The sequence below is a fragment of the Mycolicibacterium flavescens genome, from assembly GCF_001722335.1.
Taxonomy (GTDB): Bacteria; Actinomycetota; Actinomycetes; order Mycobacteriales; family Mycobacteriaceae; genus Mycobacterium; species Mycobacterium flavescens.
The window spans coordinates 439,934-458,493 of the sequence record NZ_MIHA01000001.1 but is presented as its reverse complement, the minus strand read 5'-3'; the positions used below and the strand labels follow the sequence as shown (position 1 = coordinate 458,493).

Here is an 18,560-nt window from a genome sequence, read left to right as displayed (position 1 = left end):
GAGCACGTGTATTCCACGGCTGAAATCGCTCCGGTGGGGGTATCAAGAATCCATGACGAAAGGCCCGGTTGTGCCGGTGGCGGCGGGTGAGCGGCAGTGGCGCTGTTAGAGGTCAAGCGAGACGTGCGCGACGCCGCGGTGGTGGTGTGGGTCGGCGGCGAGATCGACTCGGGCACCGTGGCGACGCTGGAACCCCACTTCGATGCGGCTCTGCAGGCCGCGGGCGGGCATCCGGCCAAGCTGCTGGTCGTCGACCTCGGCGCGGTCACCTACTTCGGTAGTGCGGGGCTGAACGCCGTCCTCGACTGCTACGAGAAGGGTTCTGCAGCGGGCGTTTCGGTGCGGGTGGTGGCCACCGGCCCCGAAGTGGTGCGGCCGTTGGAGGTGACCCGCCTCGACAAAGTGCTTCGCCCTTACAAGTCGGTGGCCGACGCGGTGGACGGGTGAGCGCGCCGAAGGGGCGTCCGCCCGTCCCCGCGCTCTTCAGCGCCGACCCCCACGTCGGTGCCGACCTGGCCGACGTGCCGTGGGAGACCACCCCGCTGGGTGAGGTGCGGGGCTGGCCGCAGAGCCTGCGCACCGCGGTCAGCATCCTGCTGTCGTCGCGGTTCCCGATGTGGATGGCGTGGGGTCCGGAACTGACCTTCTTCTGCAACGCCGCCTACCGTCGCGACACGCTGGGCCGAAAGTACCCGTGGGCGCTCGGGCGGCCGGCCCGCGAGGTGTGGGCCGAGATCTGGCCCGACATCGGACCGCGCATCGACCGGGTGCTCTCCACCGGCGAGGCCACCTGGGACTCGGCGCTGCTGCTGTTCCTCGAGCGGTCCGGTTACCAGGAGGAGACCTACCACACTTTCTCCTACAGCCCGCTGCGCGACGACGGCGGCGCGGTCGTCGGCATGCTCTGCGTGGTCAGCGAGGACACCCAGAAGGTGATCAGCGAGCGCCAGATGACGACGCTGCGCGATCTGGGGTCGGACCCCAGCGTGGTGCGCACCGAGGCGGAGATCCTCGCCTACGCCGACCGTCAACTCGGCAACAACACGCGCGACCTGCCCTTCACGCTGACCTATCTGTTCGACGACGACGGCGGTGCGCGGTTGGCCGGCTCGACCGGTGTCGTTGCCGGACACCGCATTGCGCCGCCACACCTGCCGGGCGACGACTCGGGGGTGTGGCCGATGAGCCCCGCGGTGCGCGGTGAGGTGACGGTCGTCGAACTCGACCCGGACCGCCACGGGGATCTGCCGTCCGGTGCCTGGGATCTTCCGCCCACCCAGGCGCTGGTGGTGCCGCTGCTGCAGCAGGGCGGTTCGCCGAGCGGACTGCTGGTCGCCGCGTTGAACCGGTACCGACCACTCGACGAGGCGTATCGCGGCTTCGTCACGCTCGTCGCCGGACACATCGCCGCGGGCGTCGGCAGCGCGCGCAACTACCAGGCGCAGCAGCAGCGGGCCGAGGAACTGGCCGAACTCGACCGGGCCAAGACGACGTTCTTCTCCAACATCAGCCACGAGTTCCGCACCCCGCTGACGTTGATCCTCGACCCCGTCGCCGAACTACGCACCCGCGGTGCCGATTTCGACGACGCCACCCGCGGTGAACTGGACATCGTCTGGCGCAACGGGTTACGGCTGGCCAAGCTGGTCAACACGTTGCTCGACTTCTCCCGCATCGAGGCGGGCCGGATGCGGGCGCGGTACGTACCGGTCGACCTCGGTGCGGTCACCGCCGAGCTAGCCAGCGTCTTCCGCTCGGCGATCGAACGGGCCGGGCTGGTGTTCACCGTCGACTGCCCCGAACTGGATGAGGTGGTCTACCTCGACCGGGACATGTGGGAGAAGGTGGTCTTCAACCTGCTGTCGAACGCGCTGAAGTTCACCTTCGAGGGCGAGATCTCGATCAGTGTGCGCCGCGACGGTGCGGACGCCGTGGTCACCGTCGGCGACACCGGAATCGGGGTGGCCGCGGCGGAGAAGCCACGGCTGTTCGAGCGGTTCCACCGCATCGACAACGTGCGGGCCCGCTCCAACGAGGGCAGCGGTATCGGCCTCGCGCTGGTCAAGGAACTCATCGAACTGCACAGCGGCAGTATCGACGTCGACAGCACCGAGGGTGCGGGCACCACATTCACCATCCGGCTGCCGATCGGCAGCGCGCATCTGCCCGCCGACGCGATCGGGTCTGCGTCCGATCCCCGCGCGACGACCGCGGGTGCCGAAGCGTATCTGCAGGAAGCGTTGCGCTGGTTACCCGAGCACCGCGACGGGGCCGACCCGCCGCCCGCGTCGGAGCCGGTGATGTCCTCGGCGCCCGGTATCGGCGCCACACCGCGGGTGCTCATCGCCGACGACAACGCCGACATGCGCGACTACGTGGCTCGGCTGCTGCGCAACGACGGCTACCTCGTCGACGCGGTGACCGACGGGCAGAGCGCGCTGGACGCGATCCGCGCCGGCACGCCCGACATGGTGGTCAGCGACGTGATGATGCCGCGGCTGGACGGGCTGCAACTCGTCGCCGCGCTGCGGGCCGATCCGCGCACCGCCGCCGTGCCCGTGCTGCTGCTGTCCGCGCGCGCCGGGCAGGAGGCCGCAATCGACGGTCTGCAGGCCGGTGCCGACGACTACCTGGTCAAACCCTTCGCCGCCGCCGAACTGCTGGCCCGGGTCCGTACCAACGTCAAGCTGGCCCGGCTGCGCAACCACCATGCCCGGTGGCGCACCGCGCTGATCGACTCGCTGCAGGAGGCGTTCTTCGTCTGCGACGAGGACGGCGCGGTGATCGAGATCAACGCGGCGTTCACCGAGATCCTCGGGTTCGGGGTCGACGGGCTGCCCTACCTACCGGAGCATCCGTGGTGGCCGGCCGCCGACAACGATCCCGAGGCGCACCGGCAGGCCCGCGACGCGTTCGACCGGATGCTGAGCGAACCGCAGGGGCGTCACACGATGCCGGTCACCCACCGCGACGGGCACCGGCTGTGGATCACCATCGCGTTCAACCGGATCGAGGAGATCGACACCGGACGCAAGGTGCTCGTCGGCACCTTCCGCGACGTCACCGCCGAGCACTACACCGTGCAGCGTGAGACCGCGCTGGCCGCGCTGAACCAGCAACTCGCCCAGGCGGACAGCCTTCGCGACGCGGTCCGCGCGGCCGCCGAGGAGCTGCGCGCGGTGTGGTGGGCCCACCGGGTACTGGCGGTGACGTTCCCGTCTGCCGACGTCGAGGACGTCGGCGAGCCGATCGATTTCGTGTCCTCCGGTAAACCGGTCCGGTGGCACGAACTGCCCGCACAGGCACAGCGGGAGATCCTCGCGCTGCGCACCGCCGACTCGCTCGTCGCCGAGACCAGGCCGGGCACGGCCCACATCGCGCTGCAGCATCCGCAGGGGGTGCTGGTGCTGCACCTCGAACTGGCCGAGCGGCGCCCGTTCACGCCCGAGGACCACACGCTGCTGACGGTGCTGGCCGGCCGGCTCGGGCAGGGGCTGCAACGGGTGCATCAGCTCGACCAGCAGCGTGAGACCGCGCTGGCGTTGCAGCACGCGATCCTCGGCCCGACGGTGTCCAGCGGGTTCGCGGTGCGATACCAACCCGCGACCCGCCCGCTTCAGGTCGGCGGGGACTGGTACGACGTCGTCGACCTCGACGACGGCCGGATCGCGCTGATCGTCGGTGACTGCGTGGGCCACGGGCTACCCGCCGCGACGGTGATGGGCCAGCTCCGAAGTGCCTGCCGCGCACTGCTTCTCGAGCATCCCAGCCCGGCGGCTGCGCTGTCGGCGCTGGACCGGTTCGCCGCCCGGCTGCCGGGCGCGCGGTGCACGACGGCGTTCTGCGCGGTGCTCGACCCGCAGAGCGGTGAACTCCTGTACTCGAGCGCGGGCCATCCGCCGCCGGTGCTGGTGTCCCCGGACGGCGTCATCCGGCTCCTCGACGACGCCTCGGTGACCCCGCTCGGGTTGCCGTATGACCACGTCCGGCCCGAGAGCCGCGACGTGATACCGCCGCGGGCGACGCTGCTGCTCTACACCGACGGTCTGGTCGAGCGTCGGCGCGAGTCACTCGACACCGGGATCGGCCGGGTGTCCGAGGTGCTGCTCGACCATCGCGGCGTGGCGCTCGACGACCTGGCCGACCAGATCATGACGCAGTTGACCCCGACCTACGGATATCAGGACGACGTGGCCCTCATGCTGTACCGCCAACCCGCACCTCTGGAAATCGAATTCGCCGCTGACGCAGGCGAACTCGCGGCCACCCGAAGCGCCCTGCGGGGATGGCTGAAAAAGGCCGGCGTCGCACCGACCCAGACGCTCGACGTGCTGATCGCCGTCGGCGAGGCGCTCGCCAACGCCATCGAACACGGGCACCGTGACCGCCCCGGCGGCACCGTGTCCCTGCGAGCCACCGTGCTGGCCGACCGGTTGCACGTGGCGGTCGTCGACACCGGGGTCTGGAAGCCGCCGCACTTCGACCCGGCAGCGCACCGAGGCCGGGGGATCGAGCTGATGCGGGCGTTGATGCAGGATGTCACGATCGAACCCGGAGACGGCGGTACCACGATCAACATGCAAGCCAGGATCGCGTGATGGCCACCTCAGTGGAAGTGCACACCGGCCGCGCGGATGACGGCACGCTGCTGCTGCGCGTCGCCGGTGAACTCGACCTGAGCAACGTCGAGGCGTTCACCGAAGCCATTGCGGCCGCTCGAGACTCGGACGCGGTCGTGGTCGACTTCAGCGGAATCGAGTATCTCGACAGCGGGGCCATCAACGCGCTGTTCGAACATGCCGGCCGGATCAGGCGGATCGTCGCGAACCCGATCCTGATGCCGGTGCTGACCGTGAGCGGGCTGACTCAGGTGGCCGACGTGCAAGCCGCGCACGGGGACTGAGAGATCACGGCAGGACCGTACGCATCAGCATCACGTTGTAGGCCGACCACAACGACAGGTTGAAGTACAGCTCCTTGCCCGTCGACCACGGATGCAGGAACGGCGCGTAGATGCCGCCGGGGATCTCGGTTGACCTCACCAGCAACCGTTCGGGGCTCCAGGGCCCCTGCGGCGCGGGCGCGGTCCTGATGACCACGTCGTTGGCGCCGTTGCAGTACATCACCAGGTACTGGTCGAGATAGGTGTTGAACTGTGCGGTCATCTCACCGACCGGACCCGGGATCACGACGGTGGCGGCACCAGGATCTCTTGGCACCCAAGCATTCCGGTCGGTACTCCAGTACTCGTACCGGCCCAGGTCAGCCACTCCGTCGGCGGGCACCCGCGACACGTACACCGCACCGCCCCGCCCCGCGGGGGTGCCGAAGGAGTACAGGTACGAGTCGCCGGGCCCGGGTTTGAGGAACGCGCCCTGCTGGAAGTTCTGGTTGCCCGGGATGTGCCGGGCGCCCTCGATGCTGCCGTCGTGCGGGGTGCGCACCGAGCCGGGGTAGACGCCCCAGTGCTCGCCGTTGTCCGGTGAGACCGCGATCGCCGAGTAGTTCGTCGTCCAGCGACCGTCGCTGTCCCAGCTCTTGATCGACATGAAGTTGACGTACTGATTACCGCCCACCGCGATGCCCGCGGTCGGGATGATGCCCTTCTCGGTCGACGCCCACTTGGTGGTGTTGATGATCTGCTTGGACAGCCCCGGCGCCCACAGCGGGGACCCCGAGTACCGGTTGCCCACCGTGCCGTCGGGCACCGCGACGGTCTTCGACAGCGCCCCGTCCTGGGTGCGGAACAGTGTGTTGTACCGCCACTGCTGCCCGCGCACACCGCAGTAGCCGTAGGTGTCGCCGAACGCCATCAGCACCTGCCGGTTGGCGGGATCGCCGTTGTCCCACATGATCCCGAGGTCGGTGCCGGTGATCGCGAACCGCCCGATGGTGTCGTTGGGGCTCTCCGGTCCGGTCACCCAACCCACCAGCGAGGTGCCCGGCGGGGCGGGCGGCGGTGGCGGGTCGGGCGCAGCGACCTGACGGGCGGTGGCATCGACCGGCGCAGGGGCCGGTACGACCGCCGCCTGCTGCTGCATCTGGGCCGAGCGGGGGAGTTGGCCCAGCGGCGGCAGTGGGGCGCCGTCGTTGGTGCCGCGCGGCCGGTGCCCGACCGGCGGACCGCCCGGCAGCGCCGGTGTCGCACCGGCGTTGGGCGCCGCGGGTGGTTGCGCGGCCGCGGCCGCGCCCGTGCAGGGTTCGGCGAGCGCATCCGGCGCCACCCCGAACGCGATGCCCAGGCCGATCACGGTGGCCACCGAGAGCGGCAGGAGAGGGGAGCGCGGCGCCATGTCACACCTTTCCGCGGCGGACGTCGCGGCGACGTCAGCGATAGGGCGCAAGTGACGTTAGTGACCGCTGTGGCGAAAGTGATCTTGGTGTGCGGATAGGTATGCATCCGTGACCGTGTCGCAACCCCGCACAGCGGTCGTTTCCCGCTCAGCCCGCCGGGTATCTGCAGGTACATGACATCTGCGGCGAAAGCCAGCGACAGCGACACCCCGGTCAACGAGGACAAGCTCAAACGCAAGATCACCGGTCCGCTGCTGTTCCTGTTCATCCTCGGCGACGTGCTCGGCGCCGGGATCTATGCGCTGATGGGCGTGCTGGCCGGGGATGTGGGCGGGGCGCTGTGGGCGCCGCTGCTGGTGGCGCTGTTCCTGGCGTTGCTCACCGCGGGCTCGTACGCCGAACTGGTGACCAAGTATCCGCGCGCCGGCGGCGCGGCCGTCTTCGCGGAGCGCGCGTTCGGGCGGCCGGTCGTGTCGTTCCTCGTGGGCTTCTGCATGTTGGCCGCCGGCGTCACCAGCGCGGCCGGGCTGTCGCTGGCGTTCGCCGGCGACTACCTGACGACCTTCATCGACGTGCCGGCGGTGCCCGCCGCGGTGGTCTTCCTGGCGCTGATCGCCTGCCTCAACGCCCGCGGGATCAGCGAATCGGTCAAGAGCAACGTGGTGATGACCGTCATCGAGCTGACGGGTCTGCTGATCGTGATCATCTCGGTGGCGATGATGGTCGGTGCGGGCCGCGGCGAGGTAAGTCGCGTCACCGAATTCCCCGACGGCGCGACCCCGGCGCTGGCCATCCTGGCCGGGGCGATCGTGGCGTACTACTCGTTCGTCGGCTTCGAGACCTCGGCCAACGTCGCCGAGGAGATCCGCAACCCCAGCAAGGTGTATCCGACCGCGCTGTTCGGCGCGCTGATCACCGCCGGGGTGATCTACGCCCTCGTCGGCCTGGCAAGCGCGATCGCACTGCCCCCCGAGGAGCTGACCCAGTCGTCGGGTCCGCTGCTCGACGTGGTGGCGGCCACCGGTGTCGGGGTGCCCGACTGGCTGTTCAGCGCGATCGCCCTGGTCGCGGTCGCCAACGGCGCGCTGCTGACCATGATCATGGCGAGCCGGCTGACCTACGGAATGGCCGAGCACAACCTGCTGCCCTCGGTGCTCGGACGCGTCCTGCCCGGACGGCGTACGCCGTGGGCGGCGATCGTGGCCACGACGGTGGTGGCGATGGGGCTCAGCCTGGTCGGCGAGTTGTCGACGCTCGCCGAGACCGTCGTGCTGCTGCTGTTGTTCGTGTTCATCTCGACCAACGTCGCGGTGCTGGTCCTGCGCCGCGACCACGTCGACCATCCGCACTTCCGGGTGTGGACCGCGGTGCCGGTGCTCGGTGTGGCGTCGTGTGTGCTGCTGCTGACCCAGCAGACCGCCAAGGTGTGGTTGTTCGCCGCGATCCTGCTGGCCGTCGGCGCAGTGCTGTACCTGGTTGCCCGCGCGGCGACCCGCCACCAGACGGACTGAACCGGCTCAGCGCCTGTCGAACTGCGTTCGCGCGCTCTGGGTTTCGTCGATCAGGATCGCGGCGTCACCGGCGTAGTGGTCGAGCATGTCCTCGTCCGAGCGGCGGTAGGCGTCGGGTCGGCACGAGTACACCATCAGCACCCCCAACACCCGCTGCGGCGTGCGCAGCGGTGCGACCAGCACGCTGGGCGCCCCGAGTTCGGTGGCGCGCCGGTACCAGTCCGACCACCGCAGGGCCGCCGAGCCGCGCAACCACGCTGTGCTGCCGGGGTTTCCGTGGTAACCGTCGTGCAACGCGCTGAGCTGCTCGGCCACGGCGTCGGTGGCCACCGAAGTGATGCGGCGCCCGCCCGTCGTCAACAGCGTGACACCGGCGCCCGACGACACACCCACCTCCTCGGCGGCGCGCTCCGCGATGAAGCGCAGGGTGCCGGTGAGGGTCATGCTGGCCGGCGCCGGCCAGTGGTGCAGGCGGGCGACCGCCGGGTTGGACGTCATCTGCGAGGTGATCAAGGCTGTCCCATCGTCGAACGTGAACCGAGTCCGGAGTGCGCACGTGATACCCGGCGGCGAAGCGGCCAAACGCATGTCGGCGTTGTGGCGTGATCGGGGACACGCGGCTTCTAGAGTCGCGGAGGTGAACGTGATCTTTCGGGGGGCGGCCGTGCTGGCCGGTCTGTTTCTGGGCGTGTCCGCGCCGCCGGTCGCGGCCTTCCCCGGCGGCGACGCGGCGGGCGCGTTGACCGTCGGCGGTCTGAACCGCACGTATCAGGTGCACACGCCGCCGGGCCCGGACGACCCCGCCGGTCTGGTCGTCAACCTGCACGGCGCCGGAATGACCGGCGTCGCACAGTCCGAAGCGACGAACTACGACGCGATCGCCGACCAGCACCGGTTCGTCGTCGCCTATCCCGACGGTGTGGACATGAGCTGGGCCGACGGCCGGGGTGCCTCGGTTCCGGACCGCCAGGGCGTCGACGACGTCGGCTTCATCGTCGCGCTCGTGGACCGCCTGCGGCAGGAGCACGACATCGAACCCGGCAGGGTCTTCGCGACCGGCACGTCGGCGGGCGGGTTCATGGCGTCGCGCCTGGGCTGTCAGCGCGCCGATGTCTTCGCCGCGATCGCGCCGGTGGCCGCGTCATTCACCTCGACGCTGCCGTGCGCCCCGTCGCAGGCAGTGTCCGTCCTCGAGGTGAACGGCACCGCAGATCCGGTGGTGCCGTTCGGCGGCGGGCCGATGGTGGGGCGCGGCGGCCCGAGCACGATCCTCGGCCCGGCGGCCATGGCGCAGCGGTGGCGCGAGGTGAACGGGTGCCCGCCGCCCGTCGAAGAGGTCATAGGTCCGGTGCGCCGGTTGTCGGCAGCGGGATGTGCCGGCGGAACCGAGGTGGTCTTCGTCCAGATCGACGGCGGCGGGCATGTGTGGCCCGGCGGATTTCTCAGCCCGTTCGACGCCTCACACGCCACCGGGCAGTTCTTCGCCACCCACGGTCGCTGACGTCAATCCGGGCAAACAGTCGGAGTTCCGGCAAACAATCTGATATGACCGTGGCATGGACAGAGCTGTCACGTACGTCGGCCGGATCGGTGTTCTGGCCGTCGCATTGGGGGTTGGGGCGGCCGCACTGAACGGCGGCGGAATCGCCTGGGCGCAAACCGAAGACGCCGCAGCGGACTCACCGGCCAGCGCGCCGGCCAGTTCGCCAGAACAACAATCCGGCGACGAACCGGCCGAACCGTCGACGCCCGATCCCGAACCGGACGAGGCCGACGACGTCCGGTCGGCGCCGGTCGGCGTCGTCGTGTCGACCGGGGGTGCGCAGCACGACGAGGACGACCGGGAAGAGGACGCGGAAGAAGAGGAAGTCGACGACGAACCCGAGGAACCGCCGGCTTCGAAACGCGCCGACCAGAACCCGGTCGACAACACCGAGACGGCCGACGATTTCACCCGGGCCGAACCGGTCGCCCCGGCAGCGAGCACCGAAGAGCCCGCCCCCGCCGTCGTCGAGATCGCCGAACCCGCCGCCGAACCTGTTGTGCAGCAACCCGACCCGCCCGCGCCGTCGCAGGACACCGTCGCGCTGAAGGACGAACCCGACCCGGCGCCGGTCAGCACGACTGCCACCCTGCTGTCCACGGTGCTGACGACGGTGCTGGCGCCGCTTGCCGACGGGCCCGCCCAACCGGCGCCGCCGCCGATCCCGTTGGCGCTGATGGCCTTCGCGCGCCGGGAGGTCGAGGATGCCCTGTTGGCCAACGCCCCGGTCGTGGAATCGGTCAGCACACCGATGGCCGCCGCCGCGGTCACCGAACCGGTGTTCACCGGCCGACCGTCGTTGGTCACGCAGATCTTCGTCGCGGGTCTGCGGCTGATCAAACCTGTGCTCGACCTGTTCGGTATCGAGTTGAACGGCACCAGCGCCCGCATCCCGTTCTTCACCGACGGCATCCCGCCGTTCTTCGTGACGCTCGGGCTGAAGGTGACCAGTTCGGAGTACGAGGGGTGGAAGGTGTGGACGCTGGCGCCGACCCAGCCCACCGAGAAGGTCGTCGTCGCGCTGCATGGCGGCTCGTTCATCTCCACGGCCAGCCTCTTCCACTGGTGGACCTACGCGGACATGGCCAGAAACACCGGCGCGACGGTGGTGGTGCCGCTGTACCCGCTGGCCAATTCGCAGGGCACCGGGGGCACGGCCAAGACCGTCGTGCCGACCGTCGCCGACTTCATCGCCGCCCAGGTCGACACCCACGGCCGGGAGAACGTCAGCGTCATCGGCGACTCCGCGGGCGGCGCGATTGCGCTGGCCGCCGCGCAGGAACTCGTGCGGCGCTGCGACGGCGACGAGGCCTGCCTGACCGCGACGCTGCCCGGCCGGTTGGTGTTGCTCTCACCGGTGCTGGACACGAGCATGACCAACCCGGCGATCGCCGACGTCGACGATCCGTTGCTCAGCCCGGCCAGTTCCAGGCGCAACGGGCAGTGGTGGGCGCGCGGTCTGGAGACACCGGAGGATCCCGACGGGACGAAGCACCCCCTCGCCAGCCCGATCTACGGTTCGCTGGCCGACCTTCCGCCGATTGCCGTCTACGCCGGCTCGCTGGACCTGCGCACACCGGATGTGCTTGTGTTGCAGCAGAAGGCGGCCGCCACACCTGGCGCCGACTTCACGTTCGAACTGCGCAGGGGGCAGATCCACGACTGGACGATCTTCCCGTTCCTGCCCGACGCGCACGCCGAGCGTCCGAAGATCTACGCCGACCTCGGGCTCGAGGTCTAGAGCACCAGGAGGCGACATGGCCGACGCACCAACGATCACCGGGATCCACCACGTTTCGATCACCGTGACCGACTTGGAGGCCAGCCTGGCCTGGTACCAGCGGCTGTTCGACGCTCAGCGGTTGCCGATGAAGTTCCCGCACTACGGGTGCGAAGACACCGGCTACGCCGAACTACTGATCGAGCCGAACTCGGGGGTGGTGCTCGGCCTGCACACCAACACCGGCAACGACGGACAACAATTCGACGAGGCGCGAACGGGGCTGGACCATGTCGCGTTCAACGTCGCGTCGCGCGATGCGCTCGACCAGTGGACGCGGCGGCTCGACGAACTCGGTATCGCGCATTCCGGGGTGCAGACGGGTGACCAGCCGTTCCCGTTCGCGACGGTGGTCTTCCGGGACCCCGACAACATCCAGTTGGAGCTGTTCGCGGTCGACTAGACCTCAGTTCGCCAGCCGTGCGACCGCGACGCGCATGTCGCTGAACAACCACGAGTCGGTGTTGCGCACCCGGCTGTGCTCACGCCACTCGGCGTGCGCCGCGTCCAGCGCGGCTCGCGGGTGGTTTCGCGATCCGCCCCGACGCGGCGGCCGGCGGGCTTAGGCTGCGGCCATGACACTCGATCGCGCCGCGCTCGTCGCCGGTGGTATCCGATTCGCCTCGGGCGTCTCGTTCCTGGTCGACCCGTTGCGTGCGAACCGGCTCTGGGGTGACTCCAGCCAGCCGACCCCGAATGCCCGATTGCTGTTGCGGTCCATGGGTTATCGTGACGCCCTGATCGGCGGCCTGCTGCTGTCGGCGGCGCTGCGCGGCCGGGACACCCGCGGATGGTTTCTCGCCTCCGGCGGCGCCGACGCGGCCGACCTCCTCGGTGGCATGCCGGTGCACGATCAGCTGAGCGGCTCGTCGCGGGCCATCGGCCTCGGCGGCGCGGTCATCGGCATCGGGGTGGGCCTGTGGGGCGCCTTGCGTAAACCGCCCGGCCGCTCAGCGGGTCAGCAGTAGGCAGCCCGCGATCGGCCCGCCCCCGGCCGCGGCCACCGCCACCTCGGGCCGCCGCGCCAGTTGACGGTCGCCGGCCTGCCCACGCAGCTGCAGACACGCCTCGTGCAGCAGCCAGTACCCGTGCATGCGGCCCGCCGACAGCTGCCCGCCGTACGTGTTCAGCGGTAGCTCGCCGTCGAGCGCGATCCGCGTCGCACCCTCGACGAACGGACCAGCCTCGCCGTCGGCGCAGAAGCCGAGCGCTTCCAGCCAGGCGAACGTCAGAAACGTGAACCCGTCGTAGAGTTCGGCGACGTCGACGTCGGTCGGGCGCAGATCGGTGCGCGACCACATCTGGGCGGCGGCATCGGTGGACGCCATCTTCGGGAAGTCGTCGCGGTGGAACCATCCGCCCGAACCGTACGATCCGCCAACGGCTTCCACCCGCACCGCCGACGGGGCGTCGGCGGCGTAGTCGGCGTGGGAGATGACGAACGCGATCGACCCGTCGATCGGGACGTCGCAGTCGAAGAGTCCGAACGGCGTGGAAACCGGGCGCGCCGCCAGGTAGTCCTCCATGGTCATCGGGTCTCGGTACGCGGCAAGCGGATTGAGCGCGGCGTTGCGCCTGCTGTTGATTGCCAGCCAGCCCAGCTGTTCCTTCGTGGTCCCGTACAGGTCCATGTGCCTGCGGCAGTGCATCGCCAACCAGTTCGCCGCCGAATAGGCGTGCGCGGCAAGCAGTTCGCCGACGTCCTCGAATGGCCGAAGCTTGCGCGGTGCGCCAGGCGTGCGAGGTTCTTCGGGCGGATTGGCCAGCGGGTTGTCGTCGCCGTCGCTGGGCGCCTGGTTCATCGTGCCGCCGAGCATCTGCACCGTCCGGTAGACCAGGACGTGGCGGGCGCGACGCTCGGCAACGGCCATCATCGCCGACATGACGGGGGTGAGGATGCCGCCTGTCGCAAACCCGAAGCCCTGGTCGGTCGCGTGATCACCGAGTGCGGCAATCACTTCCGCCGACGGCACATCACCGAACGTCACGACGCCGTCGATGTCCTCGACGTTCAGGCCGGCGTCGGCCACCGCCGCGCGCACCGCCTCCATGGTCAGCTCCATACCGGGGATGCCGGTCCGCCGCCCGATGCGCGATATGCCGAGGCCGCTGATGACCGCGTCCTTCTCGAAGACGTTCACGTCGTCGTCACCCGCTTCCGCAACAGTCTGTTTTTGTGTAGACAGCGCAACCGACTGTACGTTGCTAGTCGTGTCCGATGACGTCGCACCCGCCACGGCAGCGAGGATGCTGCCGCCCCTGGATGAGCACAACCGGCCGTACTGGACCGGCGGGAGCGACGGACGACTGCTGATCCACCGGTGCGAGAGCTGCGGCCGGTGGGTATCGCCACCCGCGGCGGACTGCCCCGACTGCGCCGGGCACCTCACGCCTGCGCCGGTGTCGGGGCGCGCGACGGTGTTCACCTACACCGTCAACCACCAGCCGTTCAATCCGGCCGTCCCGGTCCCGTACGTGATCGCGATCGTCGAACTCGAGGAGCAGCCCGGGCTGCGCCTGGCCGCCAATATCGTCGACTGCGAACCGGATTCGGTGCGCGTCGGATTGCCCGTCGAGGTGGCATTCGAACGCCAGCCGCACGAGGGTCAGGACGTGTACGTGCCGGTGTTCACGCCGCGCCGCGATTGACCGCTCGGCGTCCGCGCGGCGGCCCGGAGTCCCGGGCAGGGGGTTCGGCGACCTGTTCGCGCAGTCGACGCAACGCCTGGGCCAGCAGCCGCGAGACGTGCATCTGCGAATAGCCCATCCGCTCGGCGATCTGAGTCTGGGTCATGCTCTCGAAGAACCGCAGCACCAGCACGGTCTGCTCACGCTCGGGCAGCGCGGCGATCAGGGGGCGCACGGTCTCCAGGTCGACGACCTTGTCGATGTTGGGGTCGACGTCGCCGAGGGTCTCTCCGACCGAGCGGTACTCGTCGTCGGCTGAGGTCGCGATGTCGGTGGACAGCGTCGAGTAGTTGCTGCTGGCGATCGTCGCCTCCATCACCGCTTCCCGGTCGATGCCGAGATGGGCGGCCACCTCCGACGCCGTCGGCGCCCGGCCGATCTGCTGGGACAACTCCGCACGCGCCTTCACCAGTTGGCCCTGCAGGTCCTTGAGCCGGCGCGGCACCTTCACGGCCCATCCGTAGTCACGGAAGTGCCTGCGCACCTCGCCCATCATCGTGGGGACCGCGAACGACAGGAAGTCGGCACCGTTATCGGGGTCGAAGCGGTTGACCGCGTTGACCAGGCCGACGCGCGCGGCCTGGATCAGGTCGTCGATCGGCTCACCGCGGTTGCGGTAGCGCCGGGCGATGTGGTCTGCCAGCGGCAGCGTGCGGGCGACGATCGCCTCGCGCTGGCGCTGGTAGGCGAGCGAGCCTTCGTCGAGCGCCTTGAGTTGACGGAACATGTCCGTCACATCTGCGTATTCAGAGCTGTTATCTGACACCACAGGCTCCTAAACCCTCGACCCTGCCGATCACGGCTCGGATCTGAACCTGTGCTGTTGCGGTTTACCCCCTAGCGCGGCGTGCCGAAACATCACCGTCGCTGCCCCCGATGACGAGCGTACCCCTCGAGGGTCAGCGCACGGCGTCGCGCGCCGGAGTCGGCGCGTTGACCGGCATGGCGTGCCGCCCGCGCGAACGGGTCCGCACCCGCACCGGAGAGCTCACCAGCGCGCTGTCCCAGACCGCGCCCGTCAGCGCAGCCGCGGCCAGCGCGGTCAGCCCTGCCATCGCGATGAGTGTGTCAGCGTCCATGACCTACAGGTACCCGCGGCAACCGCGGCGCAACCGTGATCCGGGGCATTCGCCGTCAGCGTGCCCGTCGGGCCAGCGGCTCGGCCTGGTGGATGACAATGCTCCTGCCGTGCACCGTTATCCAGCCGCGGGAGGTGAACTCCGACAGGGACTTGTTCACCGATTCCCTTGACGCGCCTACCAATTGGGCGATCTCAGCCTGTTTCAGGTTGTGGTCGACGTGTACCCGGCCGTCGCGGCGGACCCCGAACCGTTGGGAGAGCGAAAGTAGCTGTTTGGCAACGCGACCCGGAACGTCGGTGAAGTTGAGGTCGGTGATCTGGTCTTCGGTCCGCTGCAGACCGCGTGCCAAAATCCGCATCAGCTGTTCGGCGATGTGGGGGCGGCCCGCGATGCACATCGGCAACTGGTCGCGGTCCATCACCGCGGCGCGGACGTCGGTCAGCGCGGTCGCGGAATCCGGGTGCGGCCCGGGATCGAACATCGACTCGGCGCCGAAGACATCCGGCGGGCCGACGACAGCCAGCAGCTTGTCCGGCGTGTCGGCCGCGCGCCAGCCGATCTTCACCTTGCCGGCCAGCACGACGTAGAGCCCCGTGCTCTGCTCACCCTGCCGGTAGATGAGCTGGCCGGCCGCGAACCGGACGGGCTCGAAGCACTCGATCAACACCGCCCGGTCGCCGGGGGACAGGCCGCGCAGGATCGGGGTCTGCGCCAGTACCGCTTGGCTGCGGCGGTCCAGGCGGGTCCCGGACGGCGCCGGGGTAGGTGCTTCCAGCATGGTCCCTCCCAATCGAGCGCGGATTACCCGGCCGGGACGGGGCTAAACCGTCACCTGCCGGCTCCGCTGCCGGACCCTCGAGTGGCCAGTTGTCGCGCGGGTTTTGCGGGTTGACGCTGCTTAAGTGGCCACTCGGCGGGGGGTGGGGGACCCGGCGGGTGGTCGGCATCCTCGAGTGGCCAGTTGTCGCGCGGGTTTTGCGGTTTGACGCTGCTTAAGTGGCCACTCGGCGGGGTCTGCGCTACGTCGCACGTGCGGTGTTCTCGACGATGATCTCGCACGCGGTCTCGTAGAACGCGCTGATCAGCGTCGAGAAGGACAGCTCGAACGGGTAGATCATGTGCACATCGAGCGGGTCGAGCCGCCAGTCGGGCAGCACCGGCACCAGCGTGCCCTCGCGCAGTTCGGTGGTGCAGATGATCTGCGTCGGCATCGCCCCGACGCCGAGCCCCTCCAGGATGTACTGCTTGCACACCTGAAAGTTGTTGGCGCGGGCCCGGACCTGCGGTGTCACCTCGATGCGGCGGGAACGCCGGGTGACGGCGAGCCGGCGCGGGCCGCCGAAGCCGAAGTCGATGAACGGCACCGAATCCAGCTGGCCGGGTTCGGTCAGTGGCTGATGGGCGACGAATTGCGGTGCGGCGCAGAGGAACAACTCGAGGCTGAACACTTTGCGGGCGATCAGCGTGGAATCCTGCAGCGGGCCGGTGCCGAAGACCACGTCGAACCCGTCGCGGATCGGGTCGACCATGTTGTCGACGAGGCGGATGTCGAGCCGCGAGTTCGGGTACTGCCGCAGGAACGCCGCGCCGACCCGCGACGCGTAGTCGATGCCGACGAACACCGGGATCGCCACGCGCAGTTCGCCGCGGGGTTCGGAGCGGCTGCTCTCCACCAGTGCCCGCACTCCGTTGGCCTCGGTCAGGATGTTGACGGCGTGGTGGTAGACCTTCTCGCCGAGGTCGGTGACGGTCAACTGGCGGGTGTTCTTGCGCAGCAGCTTGATGCCGAGGTCGGCCTCTAGCTTGGTCAGTTTGCGGCTGACGGTCGACTTGGGCATGCCGAGCAGCGTCGCCGCCCGCGACAGGCTGCGGTTCTCCACGACCTTGCCGAAGACCAGCAGGGCGTCGACATCGAACGGCAGGTTCTGCTCCACGGGTCCCTTCCTGGACGGCTGCGTTCCAAATATGCAACACGGTGTTGCGCGAACGGGTCTATTTCGGCGGATTGTCCGGCGGTACCTTCGGCCTACCGTCTTCAGCCCGACGGAGGGACGACCTGTGAGTCATGACAGCCTGGTGACCAAACCTGCCAGCGGACACTGGACCGACGCCTACCCGGAGCTGGGCCGCGGGCCCGTCTCGCTCGAGGACTGCGTGTCACCGGAGTTCTACGACAAGGAACGCGAACACATCTTCAAGAAGACCTGGCTGTACGTCGGACGCGTCGAACGGGTCCCGCGGTCGGGCAGCTACTTCACCCGCGAACTGCGGTTCCTCAACACCTCGGTGATCGTCGTGCGCGGTAAGGATGACTCGATCCGGGCGTTCCACAACATCTGCCCGCACCGCGGCAACAAAATGCTGTGGGAGGACGACCCGTTCAAGGAGGTGTCCGGGCGTGCACCGCTGCTGTACTGCAGGTTTCACGGCTGGCGCTATAAGCTCGACGGCTCCCTGCACTCGGCGACGCGGACCGATCTCCTGCTGGATTTCGATGCTGACAGCTGCCGGGTGCCGGCGATCCAGTGCGAGGTCTGGGAGGGGTTCATCTTCATCAACCTCAACCCGCACAACACCGAGCCGCTGCGGTCGTTCCTGGGCGACCTGGCGCACGGCATCGAGGGTTATCCGTTCGCCGGCCCGCACCAGGTGTACAAGTTCACCGCCGAACTGCAGTGCAACTGGAAGATTTTCCTCGACGGTTTCGCCGAGAGCTATCACGGGCCGTACCTGCACGCTTCGTCGTTCGGCGCGCTGACCGCCGAGGCCAGGGAGGCCTTCGACCAGCCGAACCCGTTCACCGACGCGCTGGGCTACCGGCTGGCGGGCCCGCACCGGATGTTCTCGTTCGCCGGTGAGCCTTCGCAGAAGACGCCGTACTCCAAGCCGATCGAGTGCGTGTTCGAGGCCAGCGCGGCCGGCCCCTGGAACAAGCGCACCGACCGCGCGCCGATGCCGCCGGGGCTCAACCCCACCCGATCGGAGAAGTACGGGTTCGACTCGTTCCAGTTCTTCCCGAACTTCGTGCTGATCTTCGGTGCGTCGGGGTTCACCGTGCACACGCACTGGCCCACCGGCCCGCACTCGCACATCTTCGAGACCGAGATGTACTACCAGCCGCCGAAGACGCACCGGGAGCGGCTGGGCCAGGAACTGACCGTCACGTTCCTCAACGACATCATCCTCGAGGACGCCAGCCCGTCGGAGGGACTGCAGGCGATGCTCAACAGCGGTGTGCTGACGCATTTTCCGATGAACGACGAGGAGATCCTGCTGCGGCACTTCCACAAAGTCGTCTCGGACTACGTCAGCGCCGGCGAGGCGGCAAATCGATGAGCGCCGTTCTGCCGCCGGAGTTCTCGCACCTCGAACACCTGGTGCCCGAGTGGTCCATCGAGGACGGGCACGAACGCTACGTCAAACGGGTCAACAGCTCGATGGAGCAGATCCGGGCGTTCTACGACGAGATCTTCCCGTACGCCGAGGAGGCGCTGGCCTACGTCGACAAGTTCGACTACCGCGAGCCGCTGCCCGACGACGTGGCGAACCTGCGAAATTTGTTGTACTCGTTGATCACCGTGTCGCTCGCGGTCGAACTGTGGGGCCAGCCGCGGGTCAAGCATTCGGCCGAGACGATCCTGACGAGAGTGAGCTGAGCCGCT

At 69.0% G+C, this 18,560-nt stretch carries 18 protein-coding genes; 11 read left to right on the top strand and 7 right to left on the bottom strand.

Annotated elements, in window-relative coordinates; translation table 11 throughout:
• The first annotated feature begins 96 nt into the window (after nt 1-96).
• Genes BHQ18_RS02235 through BHQ18_RS02225 form a run of 3 tightly spaced genes read left to right on the top strand, consistent with a single transcriptional unit; the run spans nt 97 to nt 4,903 of the window.
• A complete protein-coding gene (locus tag BHQ18_RS02235) occupies nt 97-447 on the top strand; it encodes an STAS domain-containing protein (protein WP_069411912.1) in 351 nt (116 codons plus the stop codon).
• Nucleotides 444-4,598, top strand: a complete 4,155-nt coding sequence (locus tag BHQ18_RS02230; RefSeq protein WP_069411911.1) for a SpoIIE family protein phosphatase — start codon at nt 444-446, stop codon at nt 4,596-4,598. The genes BHQ18_RS02235 and BHQ18_RS02230 overlap by 4 nt, the downstream gene beginning before the upstream one ends.
• A complete protein-coding gene (locus tag BHQ18_RS02225) occupies nt 4,598-4,903 on the top strand; it encodes an STAS domain-containing protein (RefSeq protein ID WP_069411910.1) in 306 nt (101 codons plus the stop codon). The genes BHQ18_RS02230 and BHQ18_RS02225 overlap by 1 nt, the downstream gene beginning before the upstream one ends.
• A 4-nt stretch (nt 4,904-4,907) precedes the next feature.
• On the opposite strand, the gene BHQ18_RS02220 is transcribed toward BHQ18_RS02225, so the two are convergent.
• Complete coding sequence (locus BHQ18_RS02220; RefSeq protein WP_109789159.1) at nt 4,908-6,293, bottom strand: glycoside hydrolase family 183 protein; 1,386 nt, start codon at nt 6,291-6,293, stop codon at nt 4,908-4,910.
• A gap of 174 nt (nt 6,294-6,467) precedes the next feature.
• On the opposite strand from BHQ18_RS02220, the gene BHQ18_RS02215 reads away from it, so the two are divergent.
• Nucleotides 6,468-7,805, top strand: coding sequence for an APC family permease (locus BHQ18_RS02215; protein WP_069411909.1), 1,338 nt, complete (start codon nt 6,468-6,470; stop codon nt 7,803-7,805).
• A gap of 6 nt (nt 7,806-7,811) precedes the next feature.
• On the opposite strand, the gene BHQ18_RS02210 is transcribed toward BHQ18_RS02215, so the two are convergent.
• Nucleotides 7,812-8,318, bottom strand: a complete 507-nt coding sequence (locus tag BHQ18_RS02210) for a GAF domain-containing protein (RefSeq protein ID WP_069411908.1) — start codon at nt 8,316-8,318, stop codon at nt 7,812-7,814.
• A gap of 73 nt (nt 8,319-8,391) precedes the next feature.
• On the opposite strand from BHQ18_RS02210, the gene BHQ18_RS02205 reads away from it, so the two are divergent.
• The 4 genes from BHQ18_RS02205 (at nt 8,392) to BHQ18_RS02190 (ending at nt 12,096) form a co-directional block, all read left to right on the top strand.
• Nucleotides 8,392-9,306: an extracellular catalytic domain type 1 short-chain-length polyhydroxyalkanoate depolymerase gene (locus tag BHQ18_RS02205; protein WP_084293847.1), complete on the top strand. Its 915-nt coding sequence runs from the start codon at nt 8,392-8,394 to the stop codon at nt 9,304-9,306.
• 55 nt (nt 9,307-9,361) lie between these two features.
• A complete protein-coding gene (locus BHQ18_RS02200) occupies nt 9,362-11,089 on the top strand; it encodes an alpha/beta hydrolase (protein WP_069411906.1) in 1,728 nt (575 codons plus the stop codon).
• A 16-nt stretch (nt 11,090-11,105) separates the two neighbouring features.
• Nucleotides 11,106-11,531, top strand: coding sequence for a VOC family protein (locus BHQ18_RS02195; RefSeq protein ID WP_069411905.1), 426 nt, complete (start codon nt 11,106-11,108; stop codon nt 11,529-11,531).
• Between the two features lie 172 nt (nt 11,532-11,703).
• Nucleotides 11,704-12,096, top strand: coding sequence for a DUF4267 domain-containing protein (locus BHQ18_RS02190; protein WP_069411904.1), 393 nt, complete (start codon nt 11,704-11,706; stop codon nt 12,094-12,096).
• Here the strand turns inward: BHQ18_RS02190 and BHQ18_RS02185 are convergent.
• The gene (locus tag BHQ18_RS02185; RefSeq protein WP_069411903.1) at nt 12,079-13,269 is read right to left on the bottom strand and encodes a thiolase family protein; all 1,191 of its coding nucleotides are present in this window, start codon (nt 13,267-13,269) and stop codon (nt 12,079-12,081) included. The genes BHQ18_RS02190 and BHQ18_RS02185 overlap by 18 nt on opposite strands.
• Before the next feature lie 70 nt (nt 13,270-13,339).
• On the opposite strand from BHQ18_RS02185, the gene BHQ18_RS02180 reads away from it, so the two are divergent.
• Nucleotides 13,340-13,777 (top strand): Zn-ribbon domain-containing OB-fold protein, encoded by a 438-nt coding sequence (locus BHQ18_RS02180; RefSeq protein WP_069411902.1) that lies wholly within the window; start codon nt 13,340-13,342, stop codon nt 13,775-13,777.
• On the opposite strand, the gene BHQ18_RS02175 is transcribed toward BHQ18_RS02180, so the two are convergent.
• The 4 genes from BHQ18_RS02175 to BHQ18_RS02160 form a co-directional block, all read right to left on the bottom strand.
• Nucleotides 13,758-14,582: a SigB/SigF/SigG family RNA polymerase sigma factor gene (locus tag BHQ18_RS02175; RefSeq protein WP_069412012.1), complete on the bottom strand. Its 825-nt coding sequence runs from the start codon at nt 14,580-14,582 to the stop codon at nt 13,758-13,760. The genes BHQ18_RS02180 and BHQ18_RS02175 overlap by 20 nt on opposite strands.
• A 133-nt stretch (nt 14,583-14,715) precedes the next feature.
• Nucleotides 14,716-14,871, bottom strand: coding sequence for a hypothetical protein (locus tag BHQ18_RS02170; RefSeq protein WP_165614518.1), 156 nt, complete (start codon nt 14,869-14,871; stop codon nt 14,716-14,718).
• Nucleotides 14,872-14,950: 79 nt separating this feature from the next.
• Entirely contained in the window at nt 14,951-15,676 is a 726-nt protein-coding gene (locus tag BHQ18_RS02165; protein WP_069411900.1) for a Crp/Fnr family transcriptional regulator, read from the bottom strand.
• Nucleotides 15,677-15,917: 241 nt separating this feature from the next.
• A complete protein-coding gene (locus BHQ18_RS02160; RefSeq protein ID WP_069411899.1) occupies nt 15,918-16,832 on the bottom strand; it encodes a LysR family transcriptional regulator in 915 nt (304 codons plus the stop codon).
• A gap of 124 nt (nt 16,833-16,956) precedes the next feature.
• Between BHQ18_RS02160 and BHQ18_RS02155 the strand changes: the two genes are divergently transcribed.
• Both BHQ18_RS02155 and BHQ18_RS02150 read left to right on the top strand, forming a co-directional pair.
• The gene (locus BHQ18_RS02155) at nt 16,957-18,234 is read left to right on the top strand and encodes an aromatic ring-hydroxylating oxygenase subunit alpha (protein WP_069411898.1); all 1,278 of its coding nucleotides are present in this window, start codon (nt 16,957-16,959) and stop codon (nt 18,232-18,234) included.
• Complete coding sequence (locus tag BHQ18_RS02150) at nt 18,231-18,554, top strand: hypothetical protein (protein ID WP_069411897.1); 324 nt, start codon at nt 18,231-18,233, stop codon at nt 18,552-18,554. The genes BHQ18_RS02155 and BHQ18_RS02150 overlap by 4 nt, the downstream gene beginning before the upstream one ends.
• The last annotated feature ends 6 nt before the right edge of the window (nt 18,555-18,560 follow it).

What these genes read in the sequence shown, in the direction of transcription:
- BHQ18_RS02225 (WP_069411910.1), top strand. Translation starts at nt 4,598, where the DNA reads ATGGCCACCTCAGTGGAAGTGCACACCGGCCGCGCGGATGACGGCACG.
- BHQ18_RS02220 (WP_109789159.1), bottom strand. Translation starts at nt 6,293, where the DNA reads ATGGCGCCGCGCTCCCCTCTCCTGCCGCTCTCGGTGGCCACCGTGATC.
- BHQ18_RS02215 (WP_069411909.1), top strand. Translation starts at nt 6,468, where the DNA reads ATGACATCTGCGGCGAAAGCCAGCGACAGCGACACCCCGGTCAACGAG.
- BHQ18_RS02205 (WP_084293847.1), top strand. Translation starts at nt 8,392, where the DNA reads ATGTCGGCGTTGTGGCGTGATCGGGGACACGCGGCTTCTAGAGTCGCG.
- BHQ18_RS02200 (WP_069411906.1), top strand. Translation starts at nt 9,362, where the DNA reads ATGGACAGAGCTGTCACGTACGTCGGCCGGATCGGTGTTCTGGCCGTC.
- BHQ18_RS02195 (WP_069411905.1), top strand. Translation starts at nt 11,106, where the DNA reads ATGGCCGACGCACCAACGATCACCGGGATCCACCACGTTTCGATCACC.
- BHQ18_RS02190 (WP_069411904.1), top strand. Translation starts at nt 11,704, where the DNA reads ATGACACTCGATCGCGCCGCGCTCGTCGCCGGTGGTATCCGATTCGCC.
- BHQ18_RS02170 (WP_165614518.1), bottom strand. Translation starts at nt 14,871, where the DNA reads ATGGCAGGGCTGACCGCGCTGGCCGCGGCTGCGCTGACGGGCGCGGTC.
- BHQ18_RS02165 (WP_069411900.1), bottom strand. Translation starts at nt 15,676, where the DNA reads ATGCTGGAAGCACCTACCCCGGCGCCGTCCGGGACCCGCCTGGACCGC.
- BHQ18_RS02150 (WP_069411897.1), top strand. Translation starts at nt 18,231, where the DNA reads ATGAGCGCCGTTCTGCCGCCGGAGTTCTCGCACCTCGAACACCTGGTG.